Source organism: Tessaracoccus zhenghani (genome assembly GCF_055326325.1).
This window is the reverse complement of the sequence record NZ_JBUZNQ010000009.1, coordinates 46,531-63,324: the sequence shown is the minus strand read 5'-3', so window position 1 is coordinate 63,324 and position 16,794 is coordinate 46,531. Positions and strand designations below refer to the sequence as shown.

The following is a 16,794-nucleotide window of genomic DNA, read 5'->3' as shown; positions in this document are numbered from 1 at the left end:
GAAAGTTTCGTTGGGCGCAGGAAACTTTACGTCGGGTTCTCCGCGCCCCAATGGTCCGCACGACGTCCAGGCAAAGGAGCCGAATGCCGTCCCACACCTCAGCCAACTGGCCCATCGCCGCGGCGATGCTGCCCTTCCCGGACTCCCAGGATGCGCCCGCCACGGTGTGGCGCAGCCAGCTCGACCAGGTACTCCGCGAGGGCTTCACCGAGGTCGACCTCACCGACAACTGGGTGCGCATCGGCGACCTCGACGGGTCCCGTCTCGACGAGCTCCGCGGCGTCCTGGATGAACTGGGCCTGAACCCGGTCGCCGTGTCCGCCATCCGGCGCAGCGTGATCGACCCGGAGGCCGGGGCGGACAACCTCGCCTACTCGCACCGGGTGCTGGAGGCCGCCGGGGCCATCGGCTCGAAGGTCGTCTCCTTCGGCCTGCACCGCCCCCTGACCCCCGAGCAACGAGACGCCTTCTGGTTCTGGACGGCGCCCGGCCCCGTCGACTCCACCGACGCCGCGACGTGGGGCCTGGCCGTCGCTCGCCTGCGCGAACTCGGCCTGCATGCGGCAGAGCTGGGTCTGGAGATGTCGTTGGAGATGTACGAGGACACCCTGCTCGGCTCCTCGGAATCGGCCGTGCGCCTCGTGCGCGACATCGGCCTGGCCAACGTCGGCCTCAACCCGGATCTGGGCAACCTCTACCGGCTGCACCGCCCCGTCGAGGATTTCCTCACCGCCGTCGAGCGCTGCCTGCCGCACGCCAACTACTGGCACGTGAAGAACTACTTCCGCAGCGAGGACGCGGCGGGCAACGTCGTCAGCCTCCCGGCCCCCATGGCCCAAGGCAGCGCCAACTACCGGCGCGCCATCCAGATCGCCGTCGAGGCGGGGTTCGACGGGGCATTCTGCGTCGAGCACTACGGCGGGGACGGTCTCACCGTCTCCGCGGAGAACCGCGACTACATCCGCCGCATGCTGGCGGTGGCGATGAAGGAGCCGAAGTGACTGACGTGATCGCCGTCCTGGGCCTCGGCGCGATGGGGCTTCCCATCGCCGCCCGGCTGGCGGAGCGCTGGGAGGTGCGGGGGTTCGACGTGTCGGCCCAGCGCCGCGACCTGGCCGCCGCCGACGGGGTGCACCCCGTCGCCACCGTCCGTGCGGCCGTCGCCGGAGCCACCCATGTGGTCGTCGCCGTCCGGGACGGCGCCCAACTGGAAGCGGCCCTCTTCGGCAGCGACGGAGCAGGCGACTCCCTCGCCGGCGGTGCCACGGTCATCATCACCTCGACGGTGGGTTCCGCCGTCGTCAACGACGTGGCCCACCGCCTCCGGGAGAGGGGCGTCGGCAGCGTCGACGCGCCGGTCTCCGGTGGCGCGGTGCGCGCCCGGGCCGGTGACCTGCTCATCACCGCGGGCGGCAGTCCGGAGGTGCTGGAACGCTGCGACGCGGTGCTGCACGCCATGGCGTCGACCGTCGTTCCGATGGGCGGCGTGGGCGACGGGCAGAACATGAAGGCCGTCAACCAGTTGCTGTGCGGGATCCACACCGCCGCCGCGGCCGAGGCGCTGGCCATGGCTGACGCGATGGGCCTGGATCTCGACCTCTGCGTCGACATCCTGAGCAGGGGCGCGGCCGCGTCGTTCATGCTGGCCGACCGCGGCCCGCGCATGGTCCAGCAGCTCCGCGGGGAGAAGCCCGAGCTCCGCTCCCGCGTCGACGTCATCGCCAAGGACATGGGCATCGTCGGCGAGCTCACCCGCGGCCACCAACTCCCCACCGCGGTCGCGCAGGCCGCCGAAAACCTGTACCGCATGGCGAAGAAGGCAGGGCTCGACGCCGAGGACGATTCGGCCATTGCCACCTTCCTGGCCAACGGGCCCACCCACTGAGGAGAACTCACGTCCATGGACATCCACGTCTCGAAGCGCGGCGCCGACTCCAACGAAGGCACCGCCGAATCCCCCCTCGCCACCCTCAACAGGGCCGCCGCCCTTGCCCGCCCCGGCGACACCGTGGTGGTGCACGAAGGCATCTACCGGGAGTGGGTCAAGCCCCCGCATGGCGGCCTCAGCAACAACCGGCGCATCACCTTCACCGCGGCCCCCGGCGAGCACGTCGTGCTCACCGGTTCCGAGGAGGTCACCGACTGGGAGCCCGTCGACGGCGGCGTCTGGCGCACCGTCGTCGACAACGCCCTCTTCGGGGAGTTCAACCCGTACGCGGAGGTGATCGCGGGCGACTGGCTGCTGCGGCCCGCCGAAGACGAACCCGAGCTGCATCTGGGGGAGGTCTACCTGGGAGGCAGGGCCCTCCTCGAGGTGCCCTCGCTGGACGACGTCCGGCACCCGGGCCCACAGGAGACCATCGTCGACGACTGGACCGGCATTCCCCAGGCCGGCACCGAAGCGCCGAGTCGCCTGGTCTGGCATGCCGAGGTCGACGATGACCACACCACCATCCACGCCCACTTCGGCGACGTGGACCCCCGCGACGAAACCGTCGAGATCAACGTGCGCCGCTCGGTCTTCTACCCCGAGGCCAACCACGTCGACTACATCACGCTGCGCGGCTTCGAGATCCGCCACGCAGCCACCCCCTGGGTGCCCCCGACCGCTGACCAGCCCGGCATGGTGGGCCCCAACTGGGCGAAGGGCTGGATCATCGAGGACAACGTGCTGCACGACTCCAAGTGCTCCGCGATCTCGCTGGGCAAGGAGGGCAGTACCGGCCAGAACTTCGCCACCGTCCGCAAGGACAAGCCCGGCTACCAGTACCAGCTCGAGTCGGTCTTCGTCGCCGAGGACTACGGCTGGAGCCGGGAACGGATCGGGTCGCACGTGGTGCGCCGCAACACCATCTACGACTGCGGCCAGAACGGGGTCGTCGGTCACCTGGGGTGCGTGTTTTCCGCCATCGAGGACAACCACATCTACAACATCGGCATCCGGCGTCAGTTCTACGGGCATGAGATCGGCGGCATCAAGCTCCACGCGCCGATCGACGTCCAGTTGGTCGGCAACCACATCCACGACTGCTCGCTGGGCCTGTGGCTGGACTGGCAGACCCAGGGCACCCGCATCTCCGGCAACGTGTTCCATTCCAACAGCCGCGACTTCTTCGTCGAAGTCAGCCACGGGCCCTACATCGTGGACCACAACGTGTTCGGCTCCCCCGTCTCGCTGGAGAACTTCAGCCAGGGCGGCGCCTACGTCGGCAACCTGTTCCTCGGCAGCCTGCGGATCGAGCCGGTCCTGGACCGTGCGACGCCGTACCACCGGCCGCACAGCACCCGCGTCTCCGGCTACGCCGTCATCGTCGGGGGCGACGACCGGTTCATCGGCAACGTCTTCGGAGGCGATCCGGAGCGCGAGAACTATCGCATCGAACTGCCCGAGGCGGCGGAGGCGGGCTACGGCACGGCTGTCTACGTCGGCCACCCGGCCAGCTTCGAGGAATACCTGGAGCGCACCGGAGTGCGCTCCGGCGACCACCGCCGCTTCACCGGCATCAAGCAGGCCGTGGTGGCCCGCGACAACGTCTACCTCGGCGCCGCGCGGCCCTTCGACGGCGAGACGGACCCGGTGCAGCTCGACGGTGGCCGGATCGACCTCCGGGTGGAGAACGACGGTGCGGTCACCGTCGTCTCGGACCTCCCGGACGAGGCCAGCCGGACTGAGGTGGTCACCAGTTCCGAGTTGGGCCGCGTCCGCTTCGTCGATGCAGATTTCGAGGCACCCGACGGCTCCGAACTCGTGCTCGGACCCGACGCCGGGAGCGTCGTGGCGTCGCTGCCCTCTGGTCACCACACCGCTGTCGTCTGGCCCCGGAAGGAGTCACTGTCATGACCACCATCTACAACGATCCCGCGGAGTTCACCGACGATGCGGTGGCAGGGTTCGTGGACCTCTACTCAGATCGGGTCCGGGCCGTCGTCGGAGGGGTGGTGCGCGCCCAGCGCCCGGCCAAGGCCAAGGTCGCCGTCCTGGTGGGCGGCGGCTCCGGCCACTACCCGGCCTTCGCCGGCGTGGTCGGCCCCGGTTTCGCCGACGGGGCGATCATCGGCAACCTGTTCACCTCGCCGTCGGCCTCCCATGCCTACTCGGTGGGCCGGGCCGCCAACTCGGGCGCCGGGGTCATCTACACCTACGGCAACTACGCGGGCGACGTGATGAACTTCAGCGCGGCGGGCGAGCGACTCCAGGCTGAGGGCATCGACGCGCGCCAGGTCATCGTCACCGACGACGTGGCCAGCGCCGGCGCCCACGAGAAGGACAAGCGCCGCGGGATCGCGGGCGACTTCGTGGTGTTCAAGGTGATGGGAGCCGCTGCGGAGCGCGGACACGACATCGACGAGGTGGAGCGGCTCGGCAACCACGCGAACGAGCTGACCTTCAGCATCGGGCTCGCGTTCTCCGGCTGCACCTTCCCGGGGGCGGACCATCCGCACTTCACCGTCCCCGAGGGGAAGATGGGCTTCGGGCTGGGCATCCACGGCGAGCCGGGGCTCAGGGACGTGGACTGGCTGCCGGCCAACGAGTTGGCGGACCTCATGGTGGACAGGCTCCTTGAGGAGCGCCCCGCCGGGGCCTCCGGCAGGGTGGCCCCCATCCTCAACGGCCTGGGGTCCACCAAGTACGAGGAGCTGTTCCTCCTCTGGGGCATCGTGGCCGCGCGGCTCCGCGGCCACGGGCTCGAACTGGTGGGTCCCGAGGTGGGCGAACTGGTCACCAGCCTCGACATGGGCGGGGTATCCCTGACGTTGTGCTGGCTGGACGACGAGCTCGAGGAGCTCTGGCTGGATCCGGCCGACACCCCGGCGTGGAAGCGCGGCAGTCTCGCGGCTGAACGGGTGGCCGCGGGCGATGCACCGACGGCCGAGGAGGCCGATGCCGTGGAGGTGCCGGTGGTGGGCTCCGACGCTTCGCGTGCGGTGGCCGAGACCGCCGTCGCCGCGCTCGAGAGCATGAAGCGCGTCCTCCACGAGGCCGAGGAGGAGTTGGCACGCATCGATTCCGTCGCCGGTGACGGCGACCACGGCCGCGGCATGGTGCGCGGGATCGGGTTCGCCACTGACGCTGCGCGCACTGCCCTGGCCGACGGATGGGGCGCCGCCGGAGTCCTCGCCGCAGCAGGCGACGCCTGGGCGGACAACGCCGGTGGCACCTCGGGCGTGCTGTGGGGGGCTGCGCTGCGGGCCCTCGGCGCGGCGTTCGGCAACGAGGATCCGGTGGATGCGCGCAGGCTCGCGGCGGCCATCGGGGCTTATGTCGAGGCCATGACCGCCCTGGGCAAGGCCGACGTGGGGGACAAGACCATCATCGACGCGGCTGTGCCCTTCCGCGACTCGCTGGCCGCCGCTGCCGAACAAGGCAGGGACGCGGCCGACGCCTGGGCGGAGGCCTCCGCGGTGGCCAAGGAGGCCGCGGACGCGACCGTTTCGCTGAGCCCCCGGAAGGGCCGTGCGAGGCCGCTGGCTGAGCGCAGCGTCGGCCATCCCGACCCGGGAGCCGTCTCGTTCGCCCTATGCGCGCAGGCCGTCTCCGCCGTGCTCACGAAGTAGGAGGAGAAATCATGGGGTACAGAATCGTGCTGGCGGCAGACCAGGCCGGGGTGGGTTACAAGGACGCCATCGCGGCCCTGCTCGCCACGGACGACCGGGTGGACGCGGTCATCGACGTCGGCGTGAAGGCCGACACGGACCCGACCGCCTATCCGCACCTCGCCGTCGAGGGCGCACGCCTGATCGCGGCCGGGAAGGCGGACCGCGGGATCTTCGTGTGCGGCACAGGGATGGGCGTGGCGATCGCCGCCAACAAGGTGCCGGGGGTCAGGGCCAGCACCGCGCACGACTCCTACTCGGTTGAGCGTCTGGTGAAGTCCAACAACGGCCAGGTGCTGTGTCTCGGGGAGCGGGTCATCGGACGCGAGTTGGCGTTGAAGTTGGTGTCGGAGTTCCTCGGCCACGTCTTCGACCCGGAGTCGCCGTCCAACGAGAAGGTGCACGTCATCGAGTCCTATGAAGAGGAAGAGAGGGAGTGATGACCGCGACGCACGACGTCCGGCGCGATTTCGGCCTGCCCATCGCGCCCGGCAGGGGCCATTGGCGGCCGCTGGGGATCGGGGCCGTCGAGATCACGGGCGGCTTCTGGGCCGACCGGCAGTCGCTGAACGCCTCCACCCTGATCGCCCACGCCCAGGACTGGATGGAGAAGGTGGGGTGGATCGCGAACTTCGACTGGGCGGTGGAGGGCACCCTGCCCGAGAAGCGCCGGGGCCGGGAGTTCTCGGATTCCGACGTCTACAAGCTGATGGAGGCCATGGCGTGGGAACACGGCCGCACCGGTTCAGCCGAGATGAATGACCGCTTCGAGTCCCTCGCCCAGCGGATTCTCCCCGTCCAGGAGGAGGACGGCTACCTCAACACGAAGTTCGGGCGGCCAGGGCAGGAGCCGCGGTACAGCGACTTCGAATGGGGGCACGAGCTCTACTGCTTCGGGCACCTCATTCAGGCCGCCGTCGCCCGGGCGAGGACGTTCGGCCGGGACGGCTTCGTCGAGATGGCCATCCGCGCGGCAGACCACGTCTGCCGGGAGTTCGGCGAAGAGGGCAGGGACGCCATCCCCGGGCACCCCGAGATCGAGGTCGCGCTGGTGGAGCTGGGCCGGCTGCTGGGTGACGATAGGTACGTGCGGCAGGGGGCGCTCTTCGTCGAGCGACGCGGGCACGGTCGCCTGGCCGACATCGAGCTGGGGCGCAGCTACTACCAGGACGACGTGCCGGTGCGCGAGGCCACGGTCGCCAGGGGACACGCCGTGCGGGCGATGTACCTCGCCGCAGGCGCGGTGGACGCCGCCGTCGAACTCGACGACGTGGAACTCCTCGAGGCCGTCAAGCTGCAGGTGGTCAACACCGTCGCCCGGCGCACCTATGTCACCGGTGGCATGGGTTCCCGCCACACGGGCGAGGCGTTCGGGGAGGACTTCGAGCTGCCACCGGACCGGTCCTATTCCGAGACCTGCGCGGGCGTCGCCGCGATGATGGTCAGCCAACGGCTGCTGTTGGCCACGGGTGAAGCCCGGTTCGCCGACCTGATCGAGCGCATCCTCTACAACATCCTCGCCACCTCCACGGCCGAGGACGGGCACAGCTACTTCTACGCCAACACGCTCTACCGACGCTCGCCCGGGTCGCCGCCGGAGATGGACGTCCCCAGCCCCCGGGCCGATTCTTCCCTCCGCGCGCCCTGGTACGACGTGTCCTGCTGCCCCACCAATGTCTCGCGCACGCTCGCCTCGCTCGGCTCCATGGTGGCCACGACGGACGACGGTGGGGTCCAGATCCACCAGTACCTGCCGGCCCAGATCCGGGCCGTCGTCGACGGCGAACCGGCCGAGCTCGAGATGTCGACTCGCTATCCGGAGGACGGCGTCTTCCGGGTGGCCGTCCGCCGGGCTCCGAGCTCAGGGTTGCGGGTCGAGTTGCGGGTTCCCGAGTGGGCCGGCGAGGCGTCCCTGGACGCCGGCTCCGGTCCTCGGTCCGTCGGGCCCGGCTACGCGGTGGTCGAAGAGGTGCGGCCGGGCGACGAGATCGTCCTCACCCTGCCGATGCAGGCGAGGTGGATCTTCCCGGATCCGCGGATCGACACGATCACCCACCAGGTGGCCGTCGCCAAGGGCCCCAGGATCTTCGCGCTCGAATCCACGGACCTCGGCGCCGAGGTGGCCCGGGCCCAGGTGGATGTCAGCGCCGGGATCGTCGACGGGGCGGAACCGTCCGTCACCATCCGGCTCACCGAACCGGCCCACGCAGAGTGGCCCTACGGGGAGGCGCCCCCGGAGGCTGCCGGTGAGCTGCGGCAGACCGTGCTGATCCCCTATCACCGGTGGGGCAACAGGGGACCCGCCACGATGAGGGTCTGGCTGCCCCGGGCAGTAGGGTGAGCCCGAACCGGCACCGCGGCAGGTGTCCGACGACTCGCCTGAGGACTTCTGGAGGGATCTGATGACCACGACCATTCATCTGCGGGCCGACGGCGTCTCGCTGTTGCTCACCACCGACGGCGGGCTGCCTGAAGTCAGGCATTGGGGCGCCGACATCGGCGAGGTCACCGCAGAGGATGTGCAGGCCATGCTGGGCGCTGCCGGCTACACGGCCGAGCACAACGCCATCCTGGCGCCGCTGCGCGTCGGGCTGCTCCCGGAGGGGCGTCATGGCTGGATGGGCACCCCCGGCCTGGTCGGTTCCCGCGACGGCCGCGCGTGGACGCAGGCCTGGGAACTCGCGGGGATCACCTTGGACGGCGCGGACCTGACCGACGGCTTCACCGCAACCGGTCCGGCCGCGGTGGAGTTCACCGCCACGGCGCCCGACGCAGGGCTGACGCTGACACTGCGCGTCGAGCTGCTGCCTGAGGGGCTCGTCCGGGCACAGGCCACCGTCGGCAACACCGGTGAGGACGCCTTCACCGTCGACCAGCTCAATCTCGCGCTGCCCATCCCCAACCGCGCCGCTGAGGTGCTCGACTTCGGCGGCCGTTGGGCGTCCGAACGAGTGCCCCAGCGCTTCGACCTCACCATCGGCACCCATCGCCGGGAAGGGCGCCGCGGGCGCACCGGGCACGACGCCGCCTACATCCTGCACGTGGGCGAGCGTGGTTTCGGCTACGACGGCGGCGAGATCTGGGCCGTCCACACCGCCTGGAGCGGCAACCACGTCCATTACGTCGAGCGCGTCATGCCGGGCGTCCAGGTGGTGGGCGGCGGCGAACTGCTGCTGCCCGGCGAGGGTCGCCTCACGGCGGGGGAGAGCTACACGTCTCCCTGGGTCTACTTCAACCACGCGGCCGGTCTCGATGCGCAGGCCTGGCGCTTCCACCGGTACCTCCGTTCGCTCCCGGTCCATCCGGACAGCCCCCGGCCGGTCACCCTCAACTCGTGGGAGGCCGTCTACTTCAACCACGACGCCGGGCACCTGCGGCGGCTCGTCGACCGGGCCGCCGACGTCGGCGTCGAGCGCTTCGTCCTCGACGACGGCTGGTTCGGTGCCAGGCGCGACGACACCGCGGGCCTCGGCGACTGGGTGGTCAGCGCCGACGCCTACCCCGAAGGGCTCCATCCCCTGGTGGATCACGTGCGGGAACGCGGCATGCAGTTCGGCCTCTGGTTCGAGCCGGAGATGGTCAACCCGGATTCCGACGTGGCGCGTGCCCATCCCGAGTGGATCCTCCAGCCCGAAGGTCGCCTCCCCGGCGAGTGGCGCAACCAGCAGGTGCTGAACCTCGCCGTCGACGGCGCCTACCGCCACGTGCGAGACCAGGTCTCGGCCGTCCTCGCCGAGTACGCCGTCGACTACGTGAAGTGGGACCACAACCGCGATCTGGTCGACGCCGGTTCGGCCGTGGACGACGGCCGCCCGGGCGTCTCCGCGCAGACACGCGCCTTCTACCGGCTGCTCGACGAGCTGCGGGAACTGCACCCGGACACGGAGTTCGAGTCCTGCAGTTCCGGCGGCGCCCGCATCGATCTCGAGGTGCTGCAGCGCGTGGAGCGGGTCTGGGTCTCGGACAACATCGATCCCCACTCGCGCCAGCGCATGCTCTGGTGGACCGGCCAACTCCTGCCCCTCGAGCTGATGGGCAGCCACATCGCGTCCGGCCAGTCACACACCACGGGCCGCAGCCACAGCATCGAGTTCCGCGCCGCCACCGCCCTCTTCGGCCACCTGGGTATCGAATGGGACCTCACGCAGGCCACCGAGGAGGAGTTCAGCGCGCTGCAGCTCACCATCGGCTTCTACAAGCAGGTACGTGAATTGCTCCACACCGGCCGCCTGGTCCGCGTCGACATGGGTAGCCCCCACCTCCTGCTCAAGGGTGTGGTCACCCCGGCGCGGGCGTTGTTCTCCTTCGCCGTGATCGACGAGCCGATGATGCCTGAGCTCGGAGAGATCCGGCTCCCGGGGCTGGAACCCGAATCGCGCTACAAGGTCTCCCTCGTGGGCCTCGGCTACGAGCTGGGCGTCATGACCGGCCGCCAGTTGGCCACCGTCGGCATCCGGCTGGCCGGCCGCTTCCCCGAGGTGGCACTGCTGATCGACGTCGAGCGGGTGTGAGGGAGCCCATCGCCCTGTGGGGGGACAGGGCGATGGGCTCGTTCAGGGGGAGGTGCGCTCAGGCACCCACGACGCGGGTCGCGCCCGCGAACGGCATGGAGTTGAGGGAAGCCACCCGAACGCCGGTGCTCGGGTTGGCCGCGTCGACGATCTGCCCGTTGCCGATGTAGATGCCCACGTGGCTGATCGGACTGTAGTAGAACACCAGGTCGCCCGGCTGGAGTTCGCTCTTGGCCACGCGCTTCCCCACGGAGATCTGCGCACTGGAGCTGCGCGGAAGCGTCACGCCCACCTGCTTGTAGGCCCAGGAGGTCAGGCCGGAGCAGTCGAACGTCGACGGGCCCGCGTTCGCGTACCGGTAGGCGGAGCCCACCTTGGTCAGCGCAGCCTTCGCCACCTGCTGGCCGACGGTGACGTCAGGGATGGGCTTCTCGACCGGCACCCAGCTGAGCGCGGGGGCGGCAGCGGGGATCCTGGTCACGGCCGGCACGCTGGCCGTGGAGAACTGCACGATGTTGTTGATGACCCATGCCTTGGCCGAGGTGTAGGTGCCCGTGGCGGTCTCGATGGTGGTGGTCACCGCGTAGGAGCGGCAGGCGCCGCGGCCGGTGGCGGCGGTGTCGCACTCGGTCTTCCAGCGACGGCCGTCGGTGCCCGTCCAGCTGCCCGCTGTGGCGAGGGGGTTGCTGCCCCAGGAGGCGCGGTCCGACGGGAGGTAGGTGAGCGTGTTGAACACCCAGCCGTCGTGGGTGACGAACCGGCCCTGGTGGCTGACGACACTCGTGGCCCAGATGTCGGTGCTGCAGCGCACGACCTCCGGGGAATACATTTCACAGGTGGTGTGCCAGTAGCGGCCGTTGACCAGGTGGTACCCGGGCTGCGTGTAGACGCTGCCGCCGGCCGCCTGCGCGTCGCCGCCGTAGGCCACGCTCAGCGTCACGGCCATGACGGCCGCGACCAGGAGGTGGATCGCTCGCTTCAACATATCTGTGGGGTGCCTTCCGAATGACTGACCCGCAGATAGTAGGCACCCGAACCTGAGAAATCCAAATCTGGTTCTCAGGAACATCTGTTTCACGAAAGGAACTAGCTGCTCGTCAGAGCATGTTCAACTGGCTCTCACTGAAGAACTCTCAGGACGTCATTCAGCAGCAGGGGGTTTCGCGCGCATCACGGCTGCGTGGCCCCGTCCCCGGCGTACGATGTCACATGGAGTCCTACTGGTTTGCAACTCACCCTCCGAAGACTGATTTCACGGCCGCGTTCAACGCCGGCGCCCACTACGACGTCGTCGTCGCGGGTGCGGGGCTCACCGGCCTCACCACCGCACTCCTCCTCGCACGCACCGGGCTGACTGTCGCCGTCCTGGAAGCACGCAGCGTCGGTGCCGTCACCACCGGCAACACCACGGCGAAACTCTCTCTGCTGCAGGGCCTGTCCCTCAGCGGCATCCGTTCCCACCAGAGCGAGAAGGTACTCCGCGCCTACGTCGAGGGCCAGCGCGAAGGCCAGGCCTGGCTGGTGCGCTTCCTGGAGACCGAGGGCGTCGAGTTCCAACGCCGTACGGCCTACACCTACGCCACCACCTCCGACGGCGCGGGCAAACTGCGCAAGGAACTGGAGGCCTGTCAGGCCGCCGGCCTTGATGAGGTCGTCTGGACCGATCAGACCGAGCTCCCGTTCGCCACCACCGGAGCCCTCACGATGCTGGACCAGGCGCAGATCCACCCCCTCACCGTCCTCGACGCACTCGCGGGTCAACTGCTCGCCCACAACGGCGTCGTGTTCGAGAACACCCGGTTGCTGAACGCTGAGGGCGATTCGCCCGTGAGGGTCACCACCAACCGCGGTGAACTGACGGCCGGCCGGGTGGTGCTGGCTACCGGCACCCCGCAGCTCGACAGGGGCGGCTACTTCGCCAAGCTGGTGCCCTCGCGCTCCTACGCCACCGCGCACCGGGTCTCGAGCGGTCACATCCCGCAGGGCATGTACCTCAGCGCCGACAGCCCCACCCACTCGCTGCGCACCCTCGACGACGGCCCGGAGCAGCTGCTGATGGTGGGCGGTCATGGCCACACCGTCGGCCGCGCAGATTCGGAGGCGGCCGCGCTGCAGAGCCTCGTCGCTTGGGCCGACTCGGTCTTCCCCGGCCTGGAGATGACCCACTCCTGGTCGGCACAGGATTACACCACCGTGGACCGGGTGCCGTACGTGGGGAAGCTGCCCGGCGGGCACGGCGACATCTTCGTGGCCACCGGCTACAACAAGTGGGGCATGACCAACGCTGTGGCGGCCGCGCTGAACCTCAGCGCCCAACTGCTGGGCGGTTCCATGCCCTGGGCAGAGACACTCACGGACCGCGGCACCTCCGCCAGCGCCGTCGGCGAGGCGTTGAGCGCCAACGTGAAGGTGGCCGGGCACCTCGCCAAAGACTGGCTCCGCGGCGAACTCAGCTCGCTGCCCGACGACCCGCCCGGCGAGGGCAAGGGCGTCGTGGGCCGGCTGGACGGGAAGCCCGTGGCGGCCAGCACCGTCGGAGGCGTCACCTGCCGGGTCTCCGGGGTGTGCACCCATCTGGGCGGCATCGTGCATTGGAACGACGCGGAGAAGTCCTGGGACTGCCCGCTGCACGGGTCGCGGTTCGCGGCAGACGGCACCCTGCTCGAAGGCCCGGCGCTGAAGGACCTGGGGAAGGCCTAAGCTTCGCCCGCCTCCGGGTGCGGCACCCCGCGCACCTTGTGGGCCGACGGCACGACGGGCACCTCGACAGCTTCGGGGTGCCCGTTCTCGTCGTGGCCCTTCCCGAACGGAAGGACGTGCATGATCGCCACGAGGATGGCGCCGGCGACGATGCCGATGACGGCCGAGAAGAAGGTGTTGATCAACCAGCCGAGGAGACCACCGCCGACGGCGGCCTCGAGGTCGTGCACGAAGTTGTAGATGGGGTGGAACCCGAGGTCGTGCATACCGACGAGCAGGATGTGGCCGCCCACCCACAGCATGGCGGCGATGCCGACGGTGGACAACACGCTGAGCACCACGGGCATGGCCTTGACGAGGCCCTCACCGAGGCGCTTCGAGTTGGGCTTCGCGGCGAGGTGGAGGCCCAGGTCGTCCATCTTGACGATGATGGCCACCACGCCGTACACCAGCACGGTGATGGCCAGTGCCACTGCCACCATGGAGGCGGCCCGCATCCAGAAGCCGAGATCCGTCACCTCGTTGAGTGAGATCACCATGATCTCCGCCGACAGGATGAAGTCGGTGCGGATGGCCCCGCTGACCATGGTCTTTTCGTGGTCTGCCCCCTTGACCAGCGCCGGGGCCTTCTTCGCCTTGGAGTGGCCGGTCACTGATTCCCAGATCTTCTCCACGCCCTCGTAGGAGAGGTAGAGGCCGCCCAGCATCAGCAGCGGTGTCAGGGCCCAGTTCGCGAACTGGCTGAGCAACAGGATGGCGGGGAGGATGAAGACCAGCTTGTTGACGATGGAGCCCTTGGCGATCCGCCAGATCACCGGCAGTTCCCGATCAGGGGAGAAGCCCTGGACGTAGCGGGGGGTGACAGCCGTGTCGTCGACGACGACGCCCACCGCCTTGCTTGAAGCCCTCGCGGCAGCCGCGGCCACGTCGTCGACGGAGGCGGCCGCAGCACGCGCGATCGCGGCGATGTCGTCCAGGAGGGCTGCGAGTCCGCCGGCCATGGGTGCTCCTACTTTCGGGGTCAGTGACACCGCATTCTAGGCGGGTCAGTGTGTCAGCAGCGAGACCCAGCGCTGCAGGGTCGGCTCGAGGCGGCCGTGGATGCGTAAGGTGGCGACGTCGTCGCCGCGGGTACTGCCGTCGTTGGCGATGATGACCTCCTTGCCGTCGCGGGCCGCCCGGCGGGCGAACCGCAGGCCGCTCATCACGGTGAGGCTGGAGCCCAGCACGAGCAGCACGTCGGACTCGTCGAGCAGCGCGTTGGCGGCGGCCACGGTGTCGCGGTGGGCGTTCTCGCCGAAGAAGACGACGTCCGGCTTCAGCATGCCGCCGCACGTGGGGCAGCCGGGATAGACGAAGTCCTGGGTGCGGTCCACCTCGGCGTCGCCGTCCGGGGCGGCCGCCGCGTCGGAGGCGAGCTGCTCGAGGTGGGCGGCGAACGAGGGGTTGAGCTGGAGGAAGAGCTGCTGCAGCTCGTGGCGGCTGATCTGCCGCCCACACTCGAGGCAGAGGACCTGCGCCAGGTTGCCGTGCAGATCGAGGACGGGGTGCGAGCCGGCCTTCTGGTGCAGGCCGTCGACGTTCTGCGTCACCACCCCGGTGAGCGGGGTGAGCCGGCCCATCCGGGTGAGCAGATGATGTGCCTCGTTGGGCTCGGCTGAGGCGAACGAATACCAGCCGACGGTGGAGCGCGCCCAGTAGCGACGCCTGCTGAGATCTGAGCCCACGAATTCCTGGAACATCATGGGAGAGCGGGGCACCGCGTCGCGGCCGCGGTAATCCGGCAACCCGGAAGCGGTGGACATGCCCGCCCCTGTCAGCACCATGGTGGGACGCCCGCGGAACAGGTCGACGGCGGCCCGCAGGTCGTCGTCGTGCGACTGGCGCCCGAAACTCCCCGTGCCCGGGCCCCAGGCGCCCGTGTTCGGGAGCACGACGGGGCCGTCAACCGCGGTGCGGAACCAGCCACCGACGTCGCGAGGGGTCATGTCTCAACGATAGTGGCCGACCCGCAACGTGCGGGTCGGCCACCATGGCTCAGAGGGGCGTCGGTAGACGTCACAGGGGGTTGCGGTCGTCAGAACGCACGTCCTCCACGGAGCGCTGCGTCTGACCCTTCACCTCATCGACGGCGTGCTGGGCATCGTCCTTCACGTGGCCGGTGCCCTCCTGGGCCGCCTCCTTCACGGAGTCAGCGGCCAGCTGCGCGGACGGCTTCAGGTTGTCCATGGCGTCCTGCGCCATGACCTTCGCCTCGTCCATGAGCGGCTGGGCCTTGTCCTTGGCCTGGCTGGCCAGCTCCTGCTCCGTGCGGGTGGAGGGGATGAGCCCGCCGATGAGCGCGCCCAGCCCGAAGGCGATCAGCCCTGCGGAGATGGGGTTGCCCTGCGTGGAGCGCCGCACCTTGTGTGGGGCCTCCTGCACCTTGTGCGTGGCGTCGTCGACGGCGTGGGCCATCGTGCCTCGCGCGTCGCCGAGCCTGTCCTTGGCGTCGCCCATCATGCCCTCGTCGTACGGGTCGTAGGGGGAGCCGAACACGCGCTCCTTGAGGCCGCGGGCGCTGCCCTTGACCTTGTCCATCTGGCGCTGCGCCATCCGTGCCGGGTTGGCGGAGTCTGCCAGTGCGTTGACGTTGTTGCTGAGGTCGGTGCGGGTCCGTTCGATGTCGCGACGGATCTCTTCGGGGTTGTCTGTCATCGGTTCTTCTCCTCATGGCCGGTTGCGGCGGCGGGAATCTTGCTGACGGTCTCAGTGGTCTTCGGCAGACCCTTCATCTTGGTGAACTCGGACTTGCCGGTCATGGCCAGGATGAGGGCGATCACGAGATAGATCGCGCCCACGATCAGGCCGGACCAACCCAGTGCCGGCTCCGCGTAGCTGCCGATGAGGATGGCGATGCCCCACCACGCGGCCAGCGACAGGAACAGCAGACCGAGGTAGCCGGTGACGGCGGCACCCGAGAAGAAGCCTGCGCCCTTCCCTGCGCGGGTCGCCGACTGCTTGAGTTCGACCTTGGCCAGTTCCACTTCCTGACGGATCAGGGTCGAGGCGTTGTCCAGCGCATCGCTGGCGATCTCGCCCAAGGACCTCGGGTCCGCGTCTCGGCGGTACTGGCCGGCCTCGTCAAAGGCTGTCGCGGGCGCGTGGTCACCAGGCTGCGGAGCGATGTCGTCCGCATGGTGCACGCGCTGCGCCTGTTCGGGGGTGTGACTCATAGGTTCCCCTGCCACGGGTTGGGCTGCGCCCCCGGCCCGGTGGACAGGTTGGGGGGCACTTCGCGGCCATAGTCCGTTGTCAGCGGTGTCTCGGCCGGAGTCGTCAGGGCGTAGCCCTGGGAGTCGGTGCGCGGGTAGTAGCCGCTGGTGTCGGCAGCGAGCCGGGGCACGTCGTCATCCGAAGCCGCGTCCTTGAGTCCGCGGGAGAGGCGTCCGACGACGAGGCCGGCGCCGGCCGCGATGGCCAGGAACGTCCACGGGTTGCGCGACGCGTAGCGGCGCACACTCGTCATGACCTGGTCGGGATCGTTCTCCCTGAGCCAGGAGGACGCGCGGCGACCCCAGTCGTGCGCGTCACCCGCGAAGTGGGTGAGCGGGCCGTCGGTCTGGGTGTTCGCCGACATCACACCGAGTTCCTCGGTGAGCGCGTCGACCGTGTCGGCCAGCTTGGCCTGGAGCGTGTTCGCCTGGGACCGGAGTTCACCGACACCCTCGTCAAGAAGGCGTCTGCCCTGGAACTTGGCCTCCTGGGCGACCTGCCCTGCTTCGAACTTGGCGGTGTCGAGGACGTCGCGCCCGGCTTCCGCGGCCGTGTCCTTGACGTCGCGGGCAGGGCCCTTCAACGAGTCTGCGGCCTGTTCGGTACGTCCTGGCGTTGTGGCGTCGGCGTCGAACCCGCGGTACCCGGAGTCAACCGGGACCTGGGGCTCGGTGGGGCGAGGCTCGAAATCGTGGGAGGACATAGGTGGGACTCCTCTCGTAGTGGTGCGCGG

The 16,794-nt window shown here is 69.5% G+C and carries 14 protein-coding genes; 8 read left to right on the top strand and 6 right to left on the bottom strand.

Annotated elements, in window-relative coordinates:
• Positions 1–83 precede the first annotated feature (83 nt).
• From ACZK4S_RS14060 to ACZK4S_RS14030, 7 genes are all read left to right on the top strand, one after another.
• The gene (locus ACZK4S_RS14060; RefSeq protein WP_463644710.1) at positions 84–1,001 is read left to right on the top strand and encodes a sugar phosphate isomerase/epimerase family protein; all 918 of its coding nucleotides are present in this window, start codon (positions 84–86) and stop codon (positions 999–1,001) included.
• Complete coding sequence (locus ACZK4S_RS14055; protein WP_463644709.1) at positions 998–1,885, top strand: NAD(P)-dependent oxidoreductase; 888 nt, start codon at positions 998–1,000, stop codon at positions 1,883–1,885. Before ACZK4S_RS14060 ends, ACZK4S_RS14055 begins: the two co-directional genes overlap by 4 nt.
• A gap of 15 nt (positions 1,886–1,900) precedes the next feature.
• On the top strand, positions 1,901–3,841 hold the full coding sequence (locus ACZK4S_RS14050) for a right-handed parallel beta-helix repeat-containing protein (protein WP_463644708.1): 1,941 nt from the start codon (positions 1,901–1,903) through the stop codon (positions 3,839–3,841).
• Positions 3,838–5,556: a dihydroxyacetone kinase family protein gene (locus ACZK4S_RS14045; RefSeq protein ID WP_463644707.1), complete on the top strand. Its 1,719-nt coding sequence runs from the start codon at positions 3,838–3,840 to the stop codon at positions 5,554–5,556. Before ACZK4S_RS14050 ends, ACZK4S_RS14045 begins: the two co-directional genes overlap by 4 nt.
• Before the next feature lie 11 nt (positions 5,557–5,567).
• Positions 5,568–6,035, top strand: coding sequence for a ribose-5-phosphate isomerase (locus tag ACZK4S_RS14040; protein ID WP_463644706.1), 468 nt, complete (start codon positions 5,568–5,570; stop codon positions 6,033–6,035).
• On the top strand, positions 6,035–7,936 hold the full coding sequence (locus ACZK4S_RS14035; RefSeq protein WP_463644705.1) for a glycoside hydrolase family 127 protein: 1,902 nt from the start codon (positions 6,035–6,037) through the stop codon (positions 7,934–7,936). Before ACZK4S_RS14040 ends, ACZK4S_RS14035 begins: the two co-directional genes overlap by 1 nt.
• A 61-nt stretch (positions 7,937–7,997) precedes the next feature.
• The gene (locus ACZK4S_RS14030; protein ID WP_463644704.1) at positions 7,998–10,106 is read left to right on the top strand and encodes an alpha-galactosidase; all 2,109 of its coding nucleotides are present in this window, start codon (positions 7,998–8,000) and stop codon (positions 10,104–10,106) included.
• A 58-nt stretch (positions 10,107–10,164) separates the two neighbouring features.
• Here the strand turns inward: ACZK4S_RS14030 and ACZK4S_RS14025 are convergent, their stop codons facing one another.
• A complete protein-coding gene (locus tag ACZK4S_RS14025) occupies positions 10,165–11,091 on the bottom strand; it encodes a C40 family peptidase (protein ID WP_463644703.1) in 927 nt (308 codons plus the stop codon).
• Positions 11,092–11,315: 224 nt separating this feature from the next.
• Here ACZK4S_RS14025 and ACZK4S_RS14020 point away from each other — a divergent pair, with 224 nt between their 5' ends.
• Positions 11,316–12,806 carry an FAD-dependent oxidoreductase gene (locus tag ACZK4S_RS14020; RefSeq protein WP_076062129.1) on the top strand — a complete coding sequence of 497 codons (1,491 nt, stop codon included), beginning with the start codon at positions 11,316–11,318 and terminating at the stop codon, positions 12,804–12,806.
• On the opposite strand, the gene ACZK4S_RS14015 is transcribed toward ACZK4S_RS14020, so the two are convergent.
• The 5 genes from ACZK4S_RS14015 to ACZK4S_RS13995 all read right to left on the bottom strand — a co-directional run bounded on the left by ACZK4S_RS14015 (position 12,803) and on the right by ACZK4S_RS13995 (position 16,764).
• Entirely contained in the window at positions 12,803–13,807 is a 1,005-nt protein-coding gene (locus tag ACZK4S_RS14015; RefSeq protein ID WP_083665543.1) for a DUF808 domain-containing protein, read from the bottom strand. The genes ACZK4S_RS14020 and ACZK4S_RS14015 overlap by 4 nt on opposite strands.
• Before the next feature lie 45 nt (positions 13,808–13,852).
• Entirely contained in the window at positions 13,853–14,794 is a 942-nt protein-coding gene (locus ACZK4S_RS14010) for a Sir2 family NAD-dependent protein deacetylase (protein ID WP_076062131.1), read from the bottom strand.
• A 70-nt stretch (positions 14,795–14,864) separates the two neighbouring features.
• Positions 14,865–15,503, bottom strand: a complete 639-nt coding sequence (locus tag ACZK4S_RS14005; protein WP_463644702.1) for a DUF3618 domain-containing protein — start codon at positions 15,501–15,503, stop codon at positions 14,865–14,867.
• The gene (locus ACZK4S_RS14000) at positions 15,500–16,021 is read right to left on the bottom strand and encodes a phage holin family protein (RefSeq protein WP_463644701.1); all 522 of its coding nucleotides are present in this window, start codon (positions 16,019–16,021) and stop codon (positions 15,500–15,502) included. Before ACZK4S_RS14000 ends, ACZK4S_RS14005 begins: the two co-directional genes overlap by 4 nt.
• A complete protein-coding gene (locus tag ACZK4S_RS13995) occupies positions 16,018–16,764 on the bottom strand; it encodes a hypothetical protein (protein ID WP_463644700.1) in 747 nt (248 codons plus the stop codon). Before ACZK4S_RS13995 ends, ACZK4S_RS14000 begins: the two co-directional genes overlap by 4 nt.
• Between the last annotated feature and the right edge of the window lie 30 nt (positions 16,765–16,794).

What these genes read in the sequence shown, in the direction of transcription:
- ACZK4S_RS14060 (WP_463644710.1), top strand. Translation starts at nt 84, where the DNA reads ATGCCGTCCCACACCTCAGCCAACTGGCCCATCGCCGCGGCGATGCTG.
- ACZK4S_RS13995 (WP_463644700.1), bottom strand. Translation starts at nt 16,764, where the DNA reads ATGTCCTCCCACGATTTCGAGCCTCGCCCCACCGAGCCCCAGGTCCCG.
- ACZK4S_RS14010 (WP_076062131.1), bottom strand. Translation starts at nt 14,794, where the DNA reads ATGACCCCTCGCGACGTCGGTGGCTGGTTCCGCACCGCGGTTGACGGC.
- ACZK4S_RS14000 (WP_463644701.1), bottom strand. Translation starts at nt 16,021, where the DNA reads ATGAGTCACACCCCCGAACAGGCGCAGCGCGTGCACCATGCGGACGAC.
- ACZK4S_RS14020 (WP_076062129.1), top strand. Translation starts at nt 11,316, where the DNA reads ATGGAGTCCTACTGGTTTGCAACTCACCCTCCGAAGACTGATTTCACG.
- ACZK4S_RS14015 (WP_083665543.1), bottom strand. Translation starts at nt 13,807, where the DNA reads ATGGCCGGCGGACTCGCAGCCCTCCTGGACGACATCGCCGCGATCGCG.
- ACZK4S_RS14040 (WP_463644706.1), top strand. Translation starts at nt 5,568, where the DNA reads ATGGGGTACAGAATCGTGCTGGCGGCAGACCAGGCCGGGGTGGGTTAC.
- ACZK4S_RS14005 (WP_463644702.1), bottom strand. Translation starts at nt 15,503, where the DNA reads ATGACAGACAACCCCGAAGAGATCCGTCGCGACATCGAACGGACCCGC.
- ACZK4S_RS14025 (WP_463644703.1), bottom strand. Translation starts at nt 11,091, where the DNA reads ATGTTGAAGCGAGCGATCCACCTCCTGGTCGCGGCCGTCATGGCCGTG.
- ACZK4S_RS14045 (WP_463644707.1), top strand. Translation starts at nt 3,838, where the DNA reads ATGACCACCATCTACAACGATCCCGCGGAGTTCACCGACGATGCGGTG.
- ACZK4S_RS14030 (WP_463644704.1), top strand. Translation starts at nt 7,998, where the DNA reads ATGACCACGACCATTCATCTGCGGGCCGACGGCGTCTCGCTGTTGCTC.
- ACZK4S_RS14035 (WP_463644705.1), top strand. Translation starts at nt 6,035, where the DNA reads ATGACCGCGACGCACGACGTCCGGCGCGATTTCGGCCTGCCCATCGCG.
- ACZK4S_RS14050 (WP_463644708.1), top strand. Translation starts at nt 1,901, where the DNA reads ATGGACATCCACGTCTCGAAGCGCGGCGCCGACTCCAACGAAGGCACC.